Annotated in this window: 17 protein-coding genes; 4 read left to right on the top strand and 13 right to left on the bottom strand. The window is 63.7% G+C overall.

Annotation, left to right across the window (positions count from 1 at the left end; translation table 11 throughout):
• Positions 1 to 149 precede the first annotated feature (149 nt).
• Positions 150 to 1,640: a threonine synthase gene (gene thrC, locus DF196_RS07330; RefSeq protein ID WP_109057202.1), complete on the top strand. Its 1,491-nt coding sequence runs from the start codon at positions 150 to 152 to the stop codon at positions 1,638 to 1,640.
• A gap of 149 nt (positions 1,641 to 1,789) precedes the next feature.
• Here the strand turns inward: thrC and DF196_RS07335 are convergent, their stop codons facing one another.
• The 4 genes from DF196_RS07335 to DF196_RS07350 form a co-directional block, all read right to left on the bottom strand.
• Positions 1,790 to 2,509, bottom strand: a complete 720-nt coding sequence (locus tag DF196_RS07335) for an ABC-2 transporter permease (RefSeq protein ID WP_109057203.1) — start codon at positions 2,507 to 2,509, stop codon at positions 1,790 to 1,792.
• Positions 2,509 to 3,228, bottom strand: coding sequence for an ABC-2 transporter permease (locus DF196_RS07340; RefSeq protein WP_109057204.1), 720 nt, complete (start codon positions 3,226 to 3,228; stop codon positions 2,509 to 2,511). The genes DF196_RS07335 and DF196_RS07340 overlap by 1 nt, the downstream gene beginning before the upstream one ends.
• Positions 3,225 to 4,151: an ABC transporter ATP-binding protein gene (locus tag DF196_RS07345; protein ID WP_109057205.1), complete on the bottom strand. Its 927-nt coding sequence runs from the start codon at positions 4,149 to 4,151 to the stop codon at positions 3,225 to 3,227. Before DF196_RS07345 ends, DF196_RS07340 begins: the two co-directional genes overlap by 4 nt.
• 108 nt (positions 4,152 to 4,259) lie before the next feature.
• Complete coding sequence (locus DF196_RS07350; RefSeq protein ID WP_109057206.1) at positions 4,260 to 4,640, bottom strand: GntR family transcriptional regulator; 381 nt, start codon at positions 4,638 to 4,640, stop codon at positions 4,260 to 4,262.
• Between the two features lie 252 nt (positions 4,641 to 4,892).
• On the opposite strand from DF196_RS07350, the gene DF196_RS07355 reads away from it, so the two are divergent.
• Positions 4,893 to 5,513 (top strand): GNAT family N-acetyltransferase, encoded by a 621-nt coding sequence (locus tag DF196_RS07355; protein WP_109057207.1) that lies wholly within the window; start codon positions 4,893 to 4,895, stop codon positions 5,511 to 5,513.
• A gap of 211 nt (positions 5,514 to 5,724) precedes the next feature.
• On the opposite strand, the gene DF196_RS07360 is transcribed toward DF196_RS07355, so the two are convergent.
• From DF196_RS07360 to DF196_RS07370, 3 genes are all read right to left on the bottom strand, one after another.
• A complete protein-coding gene (locus DF196_RS07360; RefSeq protein WP_109057208.1) occupies positions 5,725 to 6,378 on the bottom strand; it encodes an HAD family hydrolase in 654 nt (217 codons plus the stop codon).
• A gap of 81 nt (positions 6,379 to 6,459) precedes the next feature.
• Positions 6,460 to 8,301 carry a DNA repair protein RecN gene (locus DF196_RS07365; protein ID WP_109057209.1) on the bottom strand — a complete coding sequence of 614 codons (1,842 nt, stop codon included), beginning with the start codon at positions 8,299 to 8,301 and terminating at the stop codon, positions 6,460 to 6,462.
• The gene (locus DF196_RS07370) at positions 8,301 to 9,320 is read right to left on the bottom strand and encodes an NAD kinase (RefSeq protein ID WP_241519630.1); all 1,020 of its coding nucleotides are present in this window, start codon (positions 9,318 to 9,320) and stop codon (positions 8,301 to 8,303) included. The genes DF196_RS07365 and DF196_RS07370 overlap by 1 nt, the downstream gene beginning before the upstream one ends.
• 302 nt (positions 9,321 to 9,622) lie before the next feature.
• Between DF196_RS07370 and DF196_RS07375 the strand changes: the two genes are divergently transcribed.
• A complete protein-coding gene (locus tag DF196_RS07375; RefSeq protein WP_109057210.1) occupies positions 9,623 to 11,089 on the top strand; it encodes a TrkH family potassium uptake protein in 1,467 nt (488 codons plus the stop codon).
• Positions 11,090 to 11,155: 66 nt separating this feature from the next.
• Positions 11,156 to 11,830: a potassium channel family protein gene (locus tag DF196_RS07380; protein WP_109057211.1), complete on the top strand. Its 675-nt coding sequence runs from the start codon at positions 11,156 to 11,158 to the stop codon at positions 11,828 to 11,830.
• A 32-nt stretch (positions 11,831 to 11,862) separates the two neighbouring features.
• Here the strand turns inward: DF196_RS07380 and DF196_RS07385 are convergent, their stop codons facing one another.
• The 6 genes from DF196_RS07385 to tyrS all read right to left on the bottom strand — a co-directional run bounded on the left by DF196_RS07385 (position 11,863) and on the right by tyrS (position 18,088).
• Positions 11,863 to 12,543, bottom strand: a complete 681-nt coding sequence (locus DF196_RS07385) for a hypothetical protein (RefSeq protein ID WP_146194731.1) — start codon at positions 12,541 to 12,543, stop codon at positions 11,863 to 11,865.
• Positions 12,544 to 12,790: 247 nt separating this feature from the next.
• On the bottom strand, positions 12,791 to 13,561 hold the full coding sequence (locus tag DF196_RS07390; RefSeq protein WP_109057213.1) for a TlyA family RNA methyltransferase: 771 nt from the start codon (positions 13,559 to 13,561) through the stop codon (positions 12,791 to 12,793).
• Between the two features lie 49 nt (positions 13,562 to 13,610).
• Positions 13,611 to 13,817, bottom strand: a complete 207-nt coding sequence (locus DF196_RS07395; protein WP_109057214.1) for a hypothetical protein — start codon at positions 13,815 to 13,817, stop codon at positions 13,611 to 13,613.
• 9 nt (positions 13,818 to 13,826) lie between these two features.
• Positions 13,827 to 14,867 (bottom strand): HAD-IIA family hydrolase, encoded by a 1,041-nt coding sequence (locus tag DF196_RS07400; RefSeq protein WP_109057215.1) that lies wholly within the window; start codon positions 14,865 to 14,867, stop codon positions 13,827 to 13,829.
• Positions 14,867 to 16,732, bottom strand: coding sequence for a hypothetical protein (locus tag DF196_RS07405; protein WP_109057216.1), 1,866 nt, complete (start codon positions 16,730 to 16,732; stop codon positions 14,867 to 14,869). The genes DF196_RS07400 and DF196_RS07405 overlap by 1 nt, the downstream gene beginning before the upstream one ends.
• Positions 16,733 to 16,765: 33 nt before the next feature.
• Positions 16,766 to 18,088 carry a tyrosine--tRNA ligase gene (gene tyrS, locus DF196_RS07410; RefSeq protein WP_109057217.1) on the bottom strand — a complete coding sequence of 441 codons (1,323 nt, stop codon included), beginning with the start codon at positions 18,086 to 18,088 and terminating at the stop codon, positions 16,766 to 16,768.
• Positions 18,089 to 18,178 lie beyond the last annotated feature (90 nt).

The following is an 18,178-nucleotide window of genomic DNA, read 5'->3' on the forward strand; positions in this document are numbered from 1 at the left end:
TCTCACCATGCGGACGCGCAGCTCCCTCGCGTCACACATCCGGCGGCTTTCCTCCATCATGCGGGAACCCCCGCTCCCCTGACCGAGGCCCACGGTAGACTTAAGAGGATTCAATCATCCCTTAAGGCTTCAAGGATTAAGGATTCACCGTGGCTACCACCTTCCATTCCACCCGCAGCACCACCGACTCGCTGACCGCCAAGCAGGCCATCCGCAAGGGCATCGCCGACGACGGCGGCCTGTTCGTCTCGGATGACCTGGGCAAGACCAAGGTGGACATCGCCTCCCTGCCCGGCAAGACGTATCAGGAGATCGCCGCGGAGGTGCTCGGCGTGCTGCTGCCGGACTTCACGGCCGAGGAGCTGGGCCAGTGCATCGTGGACGCCTACGGCGACCAGTGGTCGGACGAGCGCATCACGCCGCTCAAGCCCCTGGGCGACGACTACATCCTCGAGCTGTTCAACGGCCCGACCTCCGCATTCAAGGACGTGGCCCTGCAGATCCTTCCGCGCTTCATGGCGCACACCACCCCGGCCGACGGCGACCCGGACGAGAAGATCATGATCCTCACCGCCACCTCCGGCGACACGGGTAAGGCCGCGCTGGCCGGTTTCGCGGACGCCCCGGGCACCGCCATCACCGTCTTCTACCCGGAAGGCAAGGTGAGCCAGGTCCAGGAGCTGCAGATGACCACGCAGACCGGCGCGAACGTGAACGTGGCGGCCGTGCAGGGCAACTTCGACGACGCACAGTCCGCGGTCAAGCGCATCTTCGGCGACCGCGTGCTGGCGGACAAGCTCGCCGCCGAATCGCATGTGGTGCTTTCCTCCGCCAACTCCATCAATGTGGGCCGCCTGGTGCCGCAGGTGGTCTACTACTTCTCCGCGTACGCGCAGCTGCTCGCCGACCAGGTGATCAACGTGGGCGACGAGGTGGAGTTCGTGGTGCCCACCGGCAACTTCGGCGACATCCTGGCCGGCTACTACGCCAAGCTGCTGGGCCTGCCGGTCAAGCACCTCGTGGTGGCATCCGACAAGAACAACGTGCTGTTCGACTTCCTGACCACCGGCACGTACAACCGCCAGCGCCCGTTCTTCCAGACCATCTCCCCCTCGATGGATATCCTCATCTCCTCCAACCTGGAGCGCATGCTCTACTACTTCTCCGAGGGCGACACCCGTCTGATCTCCATGCTCATGAACGACCTCAACAAGTGGGGCGCTTATGAGGTGCCGGAGCCGCTGCTGGCCCAGATCCGCCAGATCTTCGGCACCGGCTGGGCCGACGAGGACCAGGTGCGCGAGGCCATCAAGCACTGCTGGGACGAGAACCACTACGTCATCGACCCGCACACCGCCTGCGGCTACTACCTGCTGGAGCAGATGCCGCGCGACCCGCTGACCCCGCGCGTGCTGCTATCCACCGCGAGCCCGTACAAGTTCCCGCGCGTGGTGAACGAGGCCCTGGGCTTCGACGCCACCGGCACCGACTTCGAATGCATGGACGTGCTCTCCCGCGAGACCGGCACCACCGCCCCCGCCGCGCTGCGCGGTCTGGAGCATGCCGAGGTGCGTTTCGACACGGTCGTGCCGATCGACGGCATGGAGCGTTTCGTGGCCAACGCCGCCGAAGCGCTGTAAACGGCACGAAACGCAAGTTCCGAACGTCGTCGACTTGCGTTTCGTGCCATATCGAGACACCGAAACGGGGCGAAACGCAACATCGCATCGTCGCGAACTTGCGTTTCGCCCCGTTTCCATTGGACGGAGGCCCCTGCGGACCATGAGACCTACAGTTCCTTGGCGCTCCAGATGCGCAGGGAGATGCGGTAGGACACCGTGATGGCCAGAATGGCTACGGCGGTGATCACGACCCATCCGACCGGGGACACCGTGACGGACGTGGACAATATCTGCAGGCGCAGACCGTCAGGCAGAAGCAGCATGATGATCTGCGCGGCGAAGAACACGGTGATGGCACCGACGAACAGCCTCGAATAGGCCTTGACGAAATCGCCGCAGGAGTAGAACACCGGAATCACTATGGATGCCAGCACCACGAATGCGGCCATGGCAAGCGGCACGACCGTGGCGAGCGCGCTCAGGCCGATGCCGAACCACAGTCTGGACAGTGCGATTTCGATGCCGAGCTCCGTAAAGCAAATCACAAACAGCACGCCCGCGGAGCAGTAGCGCATATTGACCTGCGTGCGGCGGGACACCGGCATCACGCCGATCATCCGGGCCGAGGCCAGCTGATTGTCGCTGTTGAACTGGAACATCACGGCGATGGACGCCACCCAGTACATGACGGTCAGATACGACATGACCGTGAGCGGCAGTCCCGATTCCTCCGGCCCCGATTGCCAGGTGAACGCGGTGAATACCAGTGGGGCCAGGAATGCGATGACGTTCATCACCATGGAGTTGCCGGTGATGGCGGCGAAATCCATGCGCATGGCGATGCGCTCGGCATGCGCATGAATGTTGTTATCCGCTATGAATGCCATCAGAACTCCTTAGCGAGATAAATGTGCAACGACACGGCGAGCGAGGAAGCCACGGCGACCGCCGCCAAAACCACTCCACCCAAAGCCGGCCAGATTACGTCCGCGCCCGACATGACCTCGGTCGACGACACCACCCATGAAATCAGGGCGTCAATCACCGCAGGAACTAGTTTGGCGAGCAGTGCGAATGCAGCGGCCACCACCGCACCGAACCCTATGCAGATGAGCATCATCGTCAGCAACGCCTTCTGATAGGTGAACCGGTAGCACAATGGGAGCATCACCGCTTCCAGCAATGCATACGCCACGACCGCAATCAGCACGGACACCGCCAACTCGGGCAGCAGCAGCGTTCCGGATTCGAACCACATGCCGGCTCCAGCGCAGAGCGCGACCTCCAACGCCAATATCAGCATGCACACGGCCATCACAAGATACCGGCCGATCACCTGATGGACACGACGAACCGGAATCACGCCGTTCATCCAATTGTTCCGCCCCTGCTGCTCAAAGGTGAATGTATTGAGCGGCAACAAGGCGAGCATCGCGGAGACACCACCAACGGCGGCTCCAGGCATATAGCTGACACCGCCCGAGATGCTCCCGAGCAGTATCATCGCAGCCGGAAACCCTATGAGCAGGACCACTATCGAGAACATGCCCTGTGAAGCAACTCGCCGCACATCCAATACGAACGCGCGCAGTACCCCGGTCATCATGCCACCTCCATGGCGCGCGCGGCGTCGTCCGTATTGGTCAGTCGGATGATGTCGTCGATGGAGGCGGGTTCGGCGGTGAGCGGAGCCGCCCAATGCTGTCCGCCCTCGGCCTTGAGACCCCCGATTTTGCCGAGATCCTCGGTGCGCACGAGTGCGTCGAAGCCGGTTTCGTATCGGTGGACGCCGACCGCGACACCTTTGACGTCGGGCGCCAGGTCGTCCGGCCCGCCCTTGACCAGGCGGAAGGATTCCTCGAATTCGTCCTTGGGGCCGGTGAAGTAGAGCTTGCCGCGCGTGATGTAGGTGATGAAGTCGGCGGCGCGTTCGAGGTCGGCGGTGATGTGCGTGGAGAACAGCACGCTGCGCTCGCCGTCCGTGATGTAGTTCTGGAGGATGTCCATGAGTTCGTCGCGGGCAAGCACGTCAAGGCCGCTGGTGGGTTCGTCCAACACCAGCAGTTTGGCGTCGTGGCTCAGCGCCACGGCGAGCATGAGCTTCATCTGCATGCCGCGGGAGAGTTCCTTCACGCGCTTCTTGCGGTCCAGGCCGAAGCGCTTGAGGTAATTGTCGAAAGTCTCATGGTTCCATGCGAGATACATCGCCGCCATGGTCTGTTCGACCTTGTTCACCGTCCACGTCTCGATGAAGTAGCTGGAGTCGAAGACCACGCCGAGGTTTTCCTTGACGGTTTCCTCGTCGGCGAGGTTGTCGAGGCCGAACACGTGGATTTCGCCGGCATCTCGGCGAATCATGTTCAAGATGAGCTTGATGAGCGTGGACTTGCCGGCGCCGTTCGGGCCGATGAGGCCCATGATGTAGCCGGCCGGCAGGTCGAAGGTGACGTCGTCCAGCGTGAAGCCGGAATCGTAATGCTTGGTTGCGCCGGTGATGGACAGCGCCATCGGCGATTGGTCAATGGTCATAACAATGCCTTGCCTTTCATCGGATGATAAGCAATGCCAAATGCATGTCATCCATGTGACTACCCCTCAGTCGTGCTTCGCACGCCAGCTCCTCTGACAAGGGGAGCCCTAGGAGGGGAGTTTTTCGTATTCCTCGGCGAGCATCCGGGTCAGATCGGTCAGCGGCATGTCCGCGGCCTTGGCGGCGCGGACGGCTTCGGCGAGGCTCGTGCGGGCCTGGGCCTCGAGCTGATTGCGCATCAGCTCGTTGCCCTTGTCCATCACGAAGGTGCCCTTGCCTTGGATGTTCTGCACCACGCCCTCATCGGCCAGTTCGTTGTATGCCCTGGTGACGGTGAGCACGGAGATGCGCAGTTCCTTGGCGAGCTTCCTCAGGGAAGGCAGAGCTTCCCCCGCCTTGAGCTCGCCGTTCAGGACGCTAGCGCGAATCTGATTCTTGATCTGCTCGTAGATGGGTTCGCCGGACACGGATGAGATGATCAGTTTCATCTATGCCCCTTTCGGTTGGTTTCGTTATAGCGCTCGCAGCTGTTCAGCTGTTATATATCACAGTATAACTGTTATGGTTCACTGTCAAGGTGTGTTGTATAACAGTAGAACAGCACGGGTGCCACGCAGGGTCGATGATGGGCAACGAAGAGACCGACAATGAACAGTTAGCGAACAATCCCGGGAGAGCCCCGACCGACCACGAGTCGAAACATTCGTCATGCCTACAATGGCCCCGGAAAGGGGCCTGATATGCCAAACAACGTTGTTACCTTGCGCGCAACAGAGCCAAGTGATTATCCCTATCTTGAAGCCTGGTGGAACGACGTGTCCGTCGCGGACGGATGCCGTGCCACATTGGACGATCTTCCCCGCGAACGGGTGGACGCATTGTTCCACGGCTGGAGCGACATCAACGACGAGCATCGCTTCGGACGCACCGTGCTCGACCCGGGCGGCATGCCCATCGGCCATATCGCCGCATGGGACTGCGAAGATCCGGACCGCGACGCCACAATGGGCATTCTCATCGGACCGTACTTCCAGGGCCTCGGCTACGGCAATCAGGCCATGAAACTCGGCATCCGCATCGCCGCCGACCAGCTCAAGGCCAAAACCATCACCGTGAAGGTGTGGTCATTCAACCTGCGTGCGCGGCATATGTACGAATCACTGGGATTCAAGGAGGTGGACCGCACAGCCAAGGCCGTGGAGCGCAACGGCACCTCGTTCGACGAAGTGGTGTACCGCGCGCCGATCGACGTACTGCTGGAGCGTATCGCCGCCGAGCAGACGGAACGCACCGAAGGCGAGGAGATGGAACGTCAGCGTTTCGCCGCGCAACGTCCGGGAGACAAGCTGCCGTTGCGGTGATGTATTCGGTATCAGCCTCACGGCTGATACCGTATCCCCCGCAGGCTTTCGCCTGCTGACTACTACCCTTCAGTCGGCTTCGCCATCAGCTCGTCCAGCAATTAATGACGGGCTATGCCCGCACTTTGTTAGCTCGACTGTCGTCTCGCACATCGCCTACAAACAGCTCTGCTGTTTGCTTCACGGCAATGTCCCACAGAGGGGAGCCAAGCTAAAGCTGCGGGGCGGTGCGGAAGTCGCGGAGGGTGCCGTCGGCGATGCGGGTGATTTCGGGCCAGTCGGTGGCCGAGGAGTCGTCGTACATGGCCCAGACCCGCATGCCGGCGGACTTGGCCGAGCGGATGCCGGCCAGCAGGTCCTCGAACACGGTGCAGTCGGCCGGCGCCGCGCCAAGACGCGAGGCGGCCAGCAGATAGACGTCCGGCTGATCCTTGCCCACGCCATGTGCGTCGTCCACGGAGACGATGGTGTCGAAGAGGTCGCGCATACTGAGATGGCCGAGCGCGGCCTCGCGCAATTCCGGCAACAGGGTGGTGGCCACACCGAGCTTCACGCCGGCGGCTTTGAGCTCATGCAGGTATTCGATTGCCCCGGGCTTGGCTTTGACGGTGGTGGCGTAGGCTTCACGGGCCATCTCATTCCATTCGGCCATCAGCGCCTCGGGCGTGTCCTTGAGGCCGAACCGGTCGATGGTGTATTCGGCGATCTGCCGGAATTGCATCGAGGCCACGGTGGCCATGTAATCGTCCGGTACGGCGAGGCCTCGCTTACCAAGGAAGTCGATGTCGATCTGGTTCCAGACGCCCATCGAGTCGAGCAGCGTGCCATCGAGATCGAAGATGGCGGCTTTGGTGTGCTGGACCATTGCAAAATCCTTCCCTCTGACTTCCCTCAGACAGGGGAGCCGAGATTACATCCCGTTAATCATGATGCATCTGAACCGGAATCATAACGTTGACGAGGAGAGCAGTTCGCGGGCGTGGTCGAGGGATGCCTCGGATTCACTGCCAGAGAGCATGCGGGCCACCTCGTGCACGCGCGCGTCGTCCTGCACTTCGGCCACGGTGGTGACGACGCCCACCGCATCGTCGTCCGCATCCGGCGGCTCCTTGGTCACCACGAACTGCGCGTCCGCCCAGGAAGCCACCTGTGCCAGGTGCGTGACGACGATGACCTGCGAGGTGCGGGCCAGCCGGGCGAGACGACGGCCGAGCTCCGCGGCCGCCTTGCCGCCCACGCCGGCGTCGACCTCGTCGAAGATGAACGTCATATCGGACGGTGCGGCATCGGCGGATCCGGCATTGTCACCGGCATCACCAGCTTCGGAAGCGGGCTGGCGACTCTCCCCCGCACCGCCATCCGCACCGGCGTGCATATCCGCGGCGGACAGCTCCAAAGCAAGCATCAGTCGGCTCAGCTCACCGCCGGATGCGCTCTTGCCCATCGGCAGTTGCGGCGATCCCTCGTATGGGGTGAACAGGAATGCGATGTCGTCTCCGCCGTTCTGGTCGAGCCCGCGCTCCCCCGCCGCGCCCGGTTTGCCGTCACCTGTCGCCCCCGAGGTCTTGCGCGGCGTGACGCGAATCTCCAGGGACGCACCGGCCATGGCCAGCGATTCCAATTCGGCGGTGACGCGCGCGGCCAGACGCGAGGCCGCATCCGTGCGTGCCGAACTCAGCGCATCGGCGGCCGAGACGGCAACCCGATACAGCTGTTCGCGTTCCGCCTCCAGCTCGGCCAGTTTCTCCGGCGAGGCGTCCAGGTCCTCGATTTCGAACGCGGCCTTGTCTCGCCATGCCACCACGTCGGCCAAGGTCGGTCCCCAGCGGCGCATGAGCTCGCCGAGCTCGTGGATGCGCGCGTTCAACGTGTCCAGATCGGCGTCGCCGAAGTCTTCGTCCAGATGTCCGGAGAGTGCGAACACCACATCCTGCAGTTCCGCGTTCAACGATTCCAGACGGTCCGCAAGCTCGCCGAAGTCGCCGGAGGCATGGATGCCGCGCAACGCCTGGGCCGCCTGCAACAGCAGGTCGGAGGCGCTGGCGCTATCCGAGGACGAGTCGTAGTCAAGCTGCGAGGAATCCAATGCACCAAGCGCACGGGAGACGCCCTCGGCGATCTCGGCCGCGTTCTCAATGCGATCGCGCTTGGCCTTGAGTTCCTCGTCTTCGCCGGGATGCGGGTCCACTTCGTTGATGTGCTCCACGGATTCGCGCAGGTAGTCGGCGCGCTGGCGTGCGGAGGATTCCTGCGAGCGCAGCCGGGCCAGACGCTCGTCCATGGCCGAAAGCGCGCGCCATGCCTCGCGGTAGGCGTCCAGCTCCCGCTCGTCGCCCGCGGCACGGTCCAGGAAGTCCCGCTGACGTGAGGGCGAGGCGATTTTGAGCTGTTCGGCCTGGCCATGGATGGTGATGAGCTCACCGGCGACCGCGACGAGCACGGATTTGGGCAGGCTCTTGCCGCCCAGCACGGCACGGGAACGGCCCGCGGCGCGCACGGTGCGCGAAAGGAACAGTTCGCCGTCCTCGGGCTCCACGCCGGCTTCCCGCGCGATGGTCGCCGCCGCCGCATCCTCGCTGACCGCGAAGATGCCCTGCGCCCACGCCTCGCTGGCGCCGGTGGAGACACGACCGGCATCGGCCGGGCCTCCGGAAATAAGGTTCAACGCGGACAACAGCATGGACTTGCCCGCACCGGTTTCGCCGGTGATGGCGGTCATGCCCGCCGCCGGCGTGATGGTGGCCTCACGAATCGGGCCGAGATTGCGGATATCGAGTTCCTCAAGCATCAGGCGGCCGCCTTGCCGGACGTTTCGCCGGCATCACCCGCTCCGGCGGCGGCCCGAACGTCATCGCCCGGAGCCCCGTCGCCGGACGCCCCCGCCGGGAACACATGGCCATGCCGCATCGCACCGGACTTGCCGGCCTCCGCACGGGCGTGCTCACGCCAGCCGACCACGGGCAGGTCGAACTTGGAGACCAGACGGTTGGTGAACGGCACACCGGACAGGCGGGCGAGCTGCAGCGTATCGCGCGATTCGCGCACGATGATGCGCGTGCCCTTCGGTAGCGCGCGCTGGCGACGGCCGTCGCAGCAGATCCACCCGTCGGACATGGAATCGTCCAGGATGTCGATGGTGAACGTGGATCCCGAACCGATGATGAGCGGACGGGCGAACAGGGCGTGCGCGGCGAGCGGGATGAGCTGCAGTGCCTTGACGTTCGGCCAGATGACCGGTCCGCCCGCAGAGAAGGCGTAGGCGGTGGAGCCGGTGGGCGTGGAGACGATCACGCCGTCCGCGCCGAACGAATTCATCTCCACATCGTCCACGCGGATGGACAATTCGACCATCTTGCCGCGGTCGGCGCGCTCCAGCGTAATGTCGTTCAGGGCCCAGTCCTCGATGGGCTTGGAGGCACCGGGCAGCCACACGTCCACGTGGGCGATCATGCGCTCATCAATGGAATAGTCATGGTCGGCGATGCGTCGGATCGCCTCGTCGATCTGGAAGCTTTCGAATTCGGCCAGGAAGCCCACGTGCCCCATGTTCACGCCGAGAATCGGCACCTGGGTGCAATGCACCAATTCGGCCGCGCGCAGGATGGTGCCGTCGCCGCCGAGGACCACCACGATCTCCGTGTCCTCGGGCACGCATGCCGGCTGCACGCCGAAATCAGGGGCCTCGGTGTTGTCGATGATTGTGACGTCGAACCCGGCCACGCGCAACTGGCTCACCGCCTCGGACACCACGGTGCCGGACTGCCTGAGCCTGGTATGCGTCACCACCACAGCATTGCGCTTGGCCATTGGACCTCCTGTGTTCCGGGGATGCGTTCCACTGACCATCCTAACCGGCGTTGCCGCCATAGGCCCGGACCTTCTCCCCGATTCGTCCGAATCCGGCATGGCCAATCGGCGGACCTCTCGGCCGGCAAGTTCCACGGAGTCGATTATTCTGGTTTGCCGGCATACAATGGCAGACGTGCGGCGGCGAGTACCGGCACCCGTCCGCAAGGCATCGCGTACGGCGAAACGACGTCGCGCGCACGGCATGCCGGAGAGCAAGAAGAACAGTCCCAAGCAGAAGAAGCTGAGGAAGCGCAGGAACCATGTCCGACGACTTCGACGAATCCTCCCTCAATGAGGAGGCCTCGAAGGGGCTGTCATGGTGGTATTCGTCCGACGACCCCAACCGCAGTCATGAGGAGCGGACCTCCCGCCGTATCCGCCGTATCGGCCTGACCGACCGGCTGCTCAGCCATCCCGGACGTCTTTCCATCCTGTATTTCGTGGTGCTCATCGTACTGGTCACGGCCCTGCTGTTGCTGCCGTTCTCCACGCACGACTGGGTGTTCACCAACTTCCCCGTGGCATTCTTCACCGCCGTCTCGGCGTTGTCCACCTGCGGCATCCCGGTGGTGAACACGGCCGAATACTGGTCCACGTTCGGACAGGTCGTCATCCTGTTCTCCATCCAGTTCGGCGGCCTCGGCGTCATGACCTTCGCCTCGATGGTGGCGCTCGGCGTCTCCCGCCGTCTGAAGGTCTCCCAGCGCATGCTCACCGCCAGCGAGCTTGGCACCACCAAGCTTTCCGAGATCAAGAGCGTGCTCACCGTGGTGTTCGGCACCTTCGTGATTGCCGAGGGACTGACTTTCGCGCTGCTGCTGCCGGAACTGTTCCGCGTGAACCACGGCCAGCTCGGCCGCACGCTCTGGCAGGCGCTGTTCTACGCCGTTTCCGCCTACAACAACACCGGCTTCACGCCCGATGCCACCGGCCTGCACATCAACCGCTGGGGCGTGGGCCTGCCGATTCTCATCAGCGCCTTCGTGGGCACGCTCGGCTTCCCGGTGGTGCTCAACCTGGTGCAGTGCGCGCGTAAGCACCAGAGCCCGAAGCGTTGGACGTTGCACACCAAGCTCACGCTGGTGACCACGGGCCTGTTGGTGCTCGCCTCGCTCGCCTGGTTCCTGCTGGTCGAATGGGGCAACGTCGGCCTGTTCCCGGCCGATGATCCCGGCATGAAGCTCAGGCGCGCGCTTTCGGCCGCCGTGATGCCGCGCTCGGCCGGCTTCGACATCTCCTGGGTACCCGAGGTGACCAACGAGACGAAGGTGTTCATGAGCGTGCTCATGTTCATTGGTGCCGGTTCATCCTCCACCGCAGGCGGCATCCGAGTGACCACGTTCGCGGTGATCATCCTCATCTGCGGCGCGTCCTTCACCGGCCACCGCGACGTGACCGCATTCCACCGGCGCATCCCCCGCCGTATCCAGATGACGTCCGTTTCCGTATGCACCGCCTGCTTCGCGCTGGTGATGGTAGGTGCGGTGGCTCTGATGTTCGTGACCGGCTGCGCGTTCGTGGATGCCGTGTTCGAGGCCTGTTCGGCGTTCTCGCTGGGCGGCTACTCCGTGGGGGTGGCCAGCGCCGGCAACGCCGCATCCATGTTCATCCTCGCCGGCGAGATGATCGTGGGCCGCCTTGGCCCGCTCACCATCGCCTACGCCATCAGTAGGCCGATGGCGCCCGAGCCCATCCGCTATCCGCAGGAAAACATCATCGTCGGCTGATCGCCGGCCCGGTTCTTTGGTTCGATGCATATGTTCGGCAAGCATTCGTTTGAGGAGGTTATTCGCATGGCAGTCAAGCCTCGTGACACCAAGAGCAGCAACAAGAGCGTGCTGGTCATCGGTCTGGGCCGTTTCGGCGGTTCCGTGGCCTCAACCCTCGACCAGATGGGCCAGGACGTGCTCGCCGTGGACAAGAACCCGGAGATCGTGGCCCGCTGGTCCGCGCACCTGCCCACGATTCAGGCGGACATGACCGATGTGATGGCCATCGAACAGATCGACGCCTCCCAGTTCGACACGGCCGTGGTAGCCATCGGCGACAGCATCGAGGCGTCCGTGATCATCACCGGCAACCTGCTGGACGCCGGTATCTCGGATCTGTGGGCCAAGTCCGTCTCCCAGGAACACGCGCGCATCCTGCAGCGTATCGGCGCACGTCACATCATCAACGCCGAGACGGATGCCGGCAAGCGCGTGGGTCATCTCGTGGCCGGCAACTACCTCGACTACATCGAGATCGACGGCCCGTACACCGTGGTCAAGATCCATACGCCGCTATACGCGGTGGGCCGCACCATCGAGAACGTGCAGGTCCATGACAAGTACGGCGTGACCGTGGTGGGCATCAAGGCCCCCGGCAAGGAATTCCAGTACGGCTCCAGGGAGCTGGTCATGCACCGTAACGACGAGCTCATCATCATGGGCAAGCAGGATCAGATCGACCACTTCATCCAAGGCTGACAGGGACGAACGCGCGTTTTACGCGGATTACCTCACGCGGATCTCAGATGCTTCGCGCGATGGCATGTGCCGCTGAGCATGACCACGGCGGAGCTGGCGTCCATACTCAGCGAGGTGTCGCAGACCGCATGCTCCACCATTGTGCCGTCGCGCAGGACGGCCGTATCCGCTTTGAGCAGTTTGCATTGCAGGTTGCCCGCATCCAGATCGATCACGGTCACCTGATCCGCCTCGGACCGGCCCTCGTACTGGGTCATGCCGAACCGTGAGAATATGGCGCTGTGCAGCGGTCGGATGGTCAGTGCGTTGCCGCTGACGGTTTTGGTGGTCAGTGTGCCTTTGAGCGTGATGTTGCCGCCGCTGACGTGTTGCCGGCTCAGGAGTTTGCCGTTCACAAGGATGTCTCCGCTGCAGTGGATGCTGCCGGAGCAGCGTAATTCGCCGGTCATGTCGATGGCATCGCAGAACAGGTCGCCGGAGATTTCGATGATGCCGCGGCCCGTGAGACGTCCTATGCGGGTGACGCCCTTGCACCGCACTTTGCCGCCTTCCAGTTCCAGGACCTCACCGTCGAGCGATTCGGCCTCCAGCAGCGACTTGACGGTGGTACATCGGAAACGGACGCCTCTGACGAACCGTGTCCGTGCGGTGACATCTATCGCATCGTGGTCTCCCGGCATCACGTGGATCATTCCTGTCGATTCGCCATTCATGGCGTGCTCTTCTCTCTTGTCCCGTATGCATGGCTCATCATGCATACGTTATCAACGCTACTAGCAAGGAACCCTCTGTATGTAAACGCATGAAAGGCAAGCAGCTAATGAAATCGTATGCATTGTCACATGCTGGAAGGATGCCGTTTGCGGAAAAATAGACTGCGATTGCACACCATTGTGCAACGATATGTTGCCGTGCCGCGCGGGTCGTTTTCAGCGAACGACGTGCGCGGGAACGCACACCCTATGCGCGCGCGTACAGCAGATACTCCGCGTTGCCGTGGGTGCCGGTGATCGGGCTGTCGGCAGTGGCGGCCACCGTAAGACCGTGGCGTTCGGCGCAGGCGACCACGGTGTCCAACGCCTGTCTGCGCAACGTCTCATCCTCCACGATGCCGTTCTTGCCGAGGCCTTCGCGTCCCACTTCGAACTGCGGCTTGACCAGCAGCACGATCTGTGCACCCGGTGCGGCGATGCGAGCGATCACCGGAATCACGTAGGTCAGGGAGATGAAAGAGACGTCCGACACGATCATCTGAGGGCGGTACGGCAGATCGTCGGCCTCGACCTCGCGGATGTTCACGCCGCTCATTTCGATGACGCGGTCGTCCCCGGCGATACGCGGGTCGAGCTGTCCGTGCCCCACATCGAGAGCGATGACCTTGGCCGCGCCCCGGCGCAGCAGCACGTCGGTGAAGCCGCCGGTGGAAGCACCGATGTCAAGGCATTCCAGGCCTTCTGGGCCGAGCAGACCGTCATCGGCGAAAGCGGAGAAAGCTCCCAACAGCTTGTAGGCGCCGCGGGAGACGTAGTCGTCGCCCTTGTCCACGGCGAGCTCGCTGTGGCCGGCCTTGACCATGAAGGAGGGTTTGGTGACGGTTTCGCCGTCCACGCGCACATGCCCGGCCTTGATGAGTCGTTGCGCCTTGGCCCGCGACTCCACCAGTCCGGATGCCACCAGCATCATGTCGAGACGGTCCAGTGGCGTGGACGGATCAAGATTCTGCTCGGTCATATGGCTTTCTCTCGGTGGTGGGTAATGGATTGGCTCCCCTCACAAGGAATCAGCGTGATTCGTCAAGCCGCTGCTGGAGGGACTTGAGGACGGCCTGATAGGTCTCGATCTGGTCGTCGATGGGCTTCGATTCGATGTCGGCGAGTTCAGGGTACCGCTGTTCGATCGGCGTGTCGGTTGGCGGCGTGCCGGTTCCGGAAGCGTCAGCAGACACCTCCGGAACCTGACCTCTATCCGACTGCACGGCCTCGGTCATAATCCGTTCTCAGTCCTTCAGATCGAAGGTCGGGACCGTGGTCTCGTCCAGCTGTGCGCCCTTGTCCGCGGCCTCCCATGCGGCGCAAATGGCCGCACGCAGACCGTCGATGCTGGTGGCGTCGCTGACGTGCACGCTACCGTTTTCGAACCATGCGCAGGCGTCGCGGCACTCCCAGGTGCCGTCCTCGGCGCGCACCGGCTCGGGCTGCACGCAGCCCAATTCACGCAGGTCACGCGCCACGTACGTGGGGCGCAGGTGCGCGGGGGCGAGCATGAGTTCGGTCGGATTGGTCACGCCGGTCAGTACGGCCAGCGAATCGTATCCGCCGCGGTTGCCCGCCTCGATATCCGTGTCCAGACGGTCGCCGATGGCGATGGACGCCTCCTTGGGCACCAGGTCGTGGCCTTCGGCGGCGTTGAGTTCGCGGGCCTCGTCGTACATGTATGATTCGGGCTTGCCTGCGGAGGCCACCGGTTCCACGCCGGTGGCGGCGATCACGGCCCGGATCATCGAACCGCAGCCGGGGGCGATGCCCAGCTCACGCGGAATGGTGAGATCACGGTTGGTCACGAAGTATTCGGCACCGGCTTCCACGGCGAAGGCCACGTTGGCCATCATCTGCCAGGTCATCTCCGGATACCAGCCCTGGATGACGGCCTGGGGATGGTCTTCGGGGCCCTCCACGATGGTCAGACCGTTGCGCGAGACCTCCTCGCGGAGGTGTTCGGCGCCCAGCACCTGCACCTTGGCACCGGCCGGCACGGCCTTGGCCACCATGCGGGCGGCCACCACGGAGGAAGTGATCACCTGCCACGGCTCCACGTCAAGGCCGAAGCCTTTGAGCTGATCGGCCACCACGTGCTGGAAGCGCGAGGAGTTGTTCGTGGTGTATTCGATGGTCATGCCGGCTCGCTCGGCGGCGCGAATGGAGTCGGCGGCGTGTTCCACCGGGTTCTTGCCACGGTAGACCACGCCGTCAAGGTCCAGCAACGCCAGCTGGTAGGCCTCGGCCAGGGTGCGGTCGGTTCCTTTGAGGAAACGGGTCATTACTCCGCGGTCTCCTCGGACTGTTCGGCGTCCTGAGCGGCCTCGGTGGACTCCTCGGAAACCTCGGAGGATTCGGCGGTTTCAGCGGACTCGTCGGACTCGGAAGCCGGTTCCTCGGACTCGCCTTCGGACGGCTCCTCGGCGGTCTGCTCGTCCGTATCCTCCTTGGATTCGGCGGCCGGAGCGGACTCGTCGTCGTCCTTATCCTCGGACTTCTCGTTCTCGGAATCCTCGGACTCCTCGGATTCACCCTCGCCGTCCTCATCGGAGCCCTCCGGCTCCAGTTCGGGCGCGTACTCGGCTTCGGACGGGTCGATGCCCAGCTTCTCCAGCACTTCGGAATCGTCGGTCAGACCGGCCAGATCGTGGTCAATCACCACGTCCTCGCTGTCCTCATCGATGTCCTCGTCCGCGAACTGGTCCTCGAGACGGTCCAGCAGGCCGTCGAGCGCGGCAGCCTCCTCGTCACGGCCGGCCTGCTCCAGGAAGTACTGCTCGGCCTGCACCGCACGCATGCGGTACTCGCCCGGCAGGCCCTGGGAACGGCCCACGGTGTGCACCACGTTGATGGCCTTGTCCCACAGCTTCAGATCGCCCAGCGCACCGGCGTACACCAGGAACATCTCCACCTTGGCGGCACCGACCAGGCTCTTGCCCTCGTCGGAGAGCGCCAGTTCCACGGCCTTGTCCGGGTTGCCCACGCCACGCTCGCAGTCGGCGATGAACGGCAGATAATCCGGGAAGCCGTTCATGCGGTAGGCGGTACGGAACTCACGCAGGGCCAGCTTGTACTCGCCCTGACGGTAGGCCACGAAGGCCAGCGTCTCACGAGCGAAGTCGATGCGGGAGGCCTGGCGGGCCACCCACTTGGCGTGCTCCAGCGCGGCGGCCGGGTCACTCTCCTCCAGTGCGTAGGCGGCCAGGATGTGCAGGCCGATGTTCTCGGCGTGCTCCTTGGACAGGCCACGCAGACGCTCGCGCTCGTCGCTGGAGAGCATGCGCCATTCCATGCCCTTGGGCATCTTCGGCTCGTCCGGGCGACGGTCGGTGTACGGGTTCTGCGAGGGGAAGCTCATGGTGCCGTCGGAGTTGCGGCGCGGCTTCCTCATGTATTCGGAACGCTTCTGCTCGCGGTACTCGCGCTTCTCCTGCGGGGTGAACTCGCGACGCTCGCCATCGTTGCGGTTGTCGCGGCGATCATTGCGGCGGTCGTCGTCGCGGCGCTGGTAGCGCGGGTTCTCGCCGTGTTCGCGGCGCGGCTTGAAGCCCTCGCCATCCTCATGACGACGCGGCTTGAAACCGTCACCGTCACTCTCATGACGGCGCGGACGGAAGCCCTCGCCATCGCGACGGTCGTTGCCGCGGTAACCGCCCTTGTGGAAGCCACCGGACTTGCCGTACGACTTGTTGCCGTAGGACTTGTGGAAGCCACCGGAACGGCCGGACTCGCCTTCGCCGTCACGACGCTGGTAGCCTTCGCCGTCCTCACGGCGACGCGGCTTGAAGCCCTCGCCATCGTCGCGGCGCGGACGGAAGCCCTCGCCATCGCGACGCGGGCCGTTGCCGCGGTAGCCACCCTTATGGAAGCCACCGGACTTGCCGTAGGACTTGCGGAAACCGCCGGAATGGCCTTCGCCGTCGCCTTCGCGGCGTGGCTTGTAGCCTTCGCCCTCACCATCGCGACGACGCGGCTTGAAACCGTCACCGTCCTCGTGGCGGCGCGGACGGAAGCCTTCGCCGTTACGGCGGAAACCGCCCTTGCCACGCGGCTTGAAGCCCTTGCCGCCGCGGTTGCCGGGGCGACGGTCGCCGTAGGACTTGCGACCGCCGTAGGACTTGCCGGAATGCTCGTTACCTTCTGCCATCTACGATTCCTTTACTGCTTATTGCTGAACTGATTAACGGTTTTCCACGGCGCCGAGCGCTTTCTTGCCGCGACGGATGAGCGCGAAGCGGCCGGCGAGGAAGTCGCCTTCGGCCAGCACCTGCTCGTCATCCTCCACGCGGTTGTTGTTGAGGTACACGCCGCCGGACTTGATGGCGCGACGGGCCTCGGAACCGGACTTGAACAGGCCGGCTGCCTGGGCGGCGTCGATCACGCGGTCGCCCGGCTTGGCGGCAGGGAACACGTGCCCACCGTTCTCGTCGGCCACCTTGAAGCCATCCAGTACGGATTCGAGCGTGTCCTCATCGATGTCCTCAAGGTTGCCGCCGCGGCCGAACAGCGCGGAGGAGGCGTCGATGGCGGCCTGGGTAGCGGCCTCGCCATGCACGAAGCTGGTGACCTCCCACGCCAGCGTCTTCTGGGCCTCGCGGGCGCCCGGGTTGGTCTTGGACTCCTCCACCAGACGTTCGATCTCCGCCTTGGGCAGGAAGGTGAAGGCCTTGAGCAGGCTCTCCATCTCCACGTCCGGTCGGTTGATCCAGAACTGGTAGAACTTGTACGGCGAGAGCATGGTGGCGTCGAGCCAGACGGCGTTGCCCTCGGACTTGCCGAACTTCTTGCCCTGCGCATCCGTGATAATCGGGCTGGTGAACACGTTGACGTCCACGCCGCGCACCTTGTGGATGAGGTCGAGGCCGGAGGTCAGGTTGCCCCACTGGTCGGAGCCACCGAGCTCCAGCGTGCAGTGGTACTCGTCGAACAGGTGCAGGAAGTCGTTGCCCTGCAGCACCTGGTAGCTGAACTCGGTGAAGGAGATGCCCTCCTCGGAGTTGAGGCGGCGGGCCACGGTGTCCTTGGCGAGCATGGTGCCCAGGCGGAAGTTCTTGCCGACGTCGCGCAGGAAGTCGATGACGGACATGGAGGCGGTCCAATCGTAGTTGGACACGAAACGCACCGGGTTGGCGCCTTCGGTCTCCAGGATGCCACCGATCTGGTTCTTGAGGCGCTCGGCCCAGCCGGCCACAACGTCCTTCGGGTTCAGGGTGCGTTCGCCGGACTGGCGCGGATCGCCGATCAGGCCGGTGGCGCCGCCCACAAGGGCAATCGGGTGATGACCCGCGAGCTGCAGGTGACGCATGTTGATGAGCTGCACCAAGTTGCCGATGTGCAGGGAGGCGGCGGTGGGATCGAAACCGCAATAATAGGTGATCGGCTCGCCGTTCAATGCGTGTGCGAGTCGATCGCGGTCCGTGGACTGCGAGATCAACCCGCGCCATTCCAGTTCATCGAGCAGGGTATCGAATCCCGCTTCTTTGAAGTCGATGACGTGAGCCATAACTGGTCGCTCTCCCTATCGAATTGTGTGATTTGGACGTGCTTTACTCCATTTTCAAGCGTCTCCAAGTCTCGCAGAACACACCGACAG

The organism is Bifidobacterium callitrichidarum, from assembly GCF_003129905.1.
GTDB lineage: Bacteria > Actinomycetota > Actinomycetes > Actinomycetales > Bifidobacteriaceae > Bifidobacterium > Bifidobacterium callitrichidarum.

Coding starts and splice junctions, on each gene's coding strand:
- DF196_RS07335 (WP_109057203.1), bottom strand. CDS start 2,509: ATGGCATTCATAGCGGATAACAACATTCATGCGCATGCCGAGCGCATC.
- DF196_RS07340 (WP_109057204.1), bottom strand. CDS start 3,228: ATGATGACCGGGGTACTGCGCGCGTTCGTATTGGATGTGCGGCGAGTT.
- DF196_RS07345 (WP_109057205.1), bottom strand. CDS start 4,151: ATGACCATTGACCAATCGCCGATGGCGCTGTCCATCACCGGCGCAACC.
- DF196_RS07350 (WP_109057206.1), bottom strand. CDS start 4,640: ATGAAACTGATCATCTCATCCGTGTCCGGCGAACCCATCTACGAGCAG.
- DF196_RS07355 (WP_109057207.1), top strand. CDS start 4,893: ATGCCAAACAACGTTGTTACCTTGCGCGCAACAGAGCCAAGTGATTAT.
- DF196_RS07360 (WP_109057208.1), bottom strand. CDS start 6,378: ATGGTCCAGCACACCAAAGCCGCCATCTTCGATCTCGATGGCACGCTG.
- DF196_RS07365 (WP_109057209.1), bottom strand. CDS start 8,301: ATGCTTGAGGAACTCGATATCCGCAATCTCGGCCCGATTCGTGAGGCC.
- DF196_RS07370 (WP_241519630.1), bottom strand. CDS start 9,320: ATGGCCAAGCGCAATGCTGTGGTGGTGACGCATACCAGGCTCAGGCAG.
- DF196_RS07375 (WP_109057210.1), top strand. CDS start 9,623: ATGTCCGACGACTTCGACGAATCCTCCCTCAATGAGGAGGCCTCGAAG.
- DF196_RS07380 (WP_109057211.1), top strand. CDS start 11,156: ATGGCAGTCAAGCCTCGTGACACCAAGAGCAGCAACAAGAGCGTGCTG.
- DF196_RS07385 (WP_146194731.1), bottom strand. CDS start 12,543: ATGAATGGCGAATCGACAGGAATGATCCACGTGATGCCGGGAGACCAC.
- DF196_RS07390 (WP_109057213.1), bottom strand. CDS start 13,561: ATGACCGAGCAGAATCTTGATCCGTCCACGCCACTGGACCGTCTCGAC.
- DF196_RS07395 (WP_109057214.1), bottom strand. CDS start 13,817: ATGACCGAGGCCGTGCAGTCGGATAGAGGTCAGGTTCCGGAGGTGTCT.
- DF196_RS07400 (WP_109057215.1), bottom strand. CDS start 14,867: ATGACCCGTTTCCTCAAAGGAACCGACCGCACCCTGGCCGAGGCCTAC.
- DF196_RS07405 (WP_109057216.1), bottom strand. CDS start 16,732: ATGGCAGAAGGTAACGAGCATTCCGGCAAGTCCTACGGCGGTCGCAAG.
- tyrS (WP_109057217.1), bottom strand. CDS start 18,088: ATGGCTCACGTCATCGACTTCAAAGAAGCGGGATTCGATACCCTGCTC.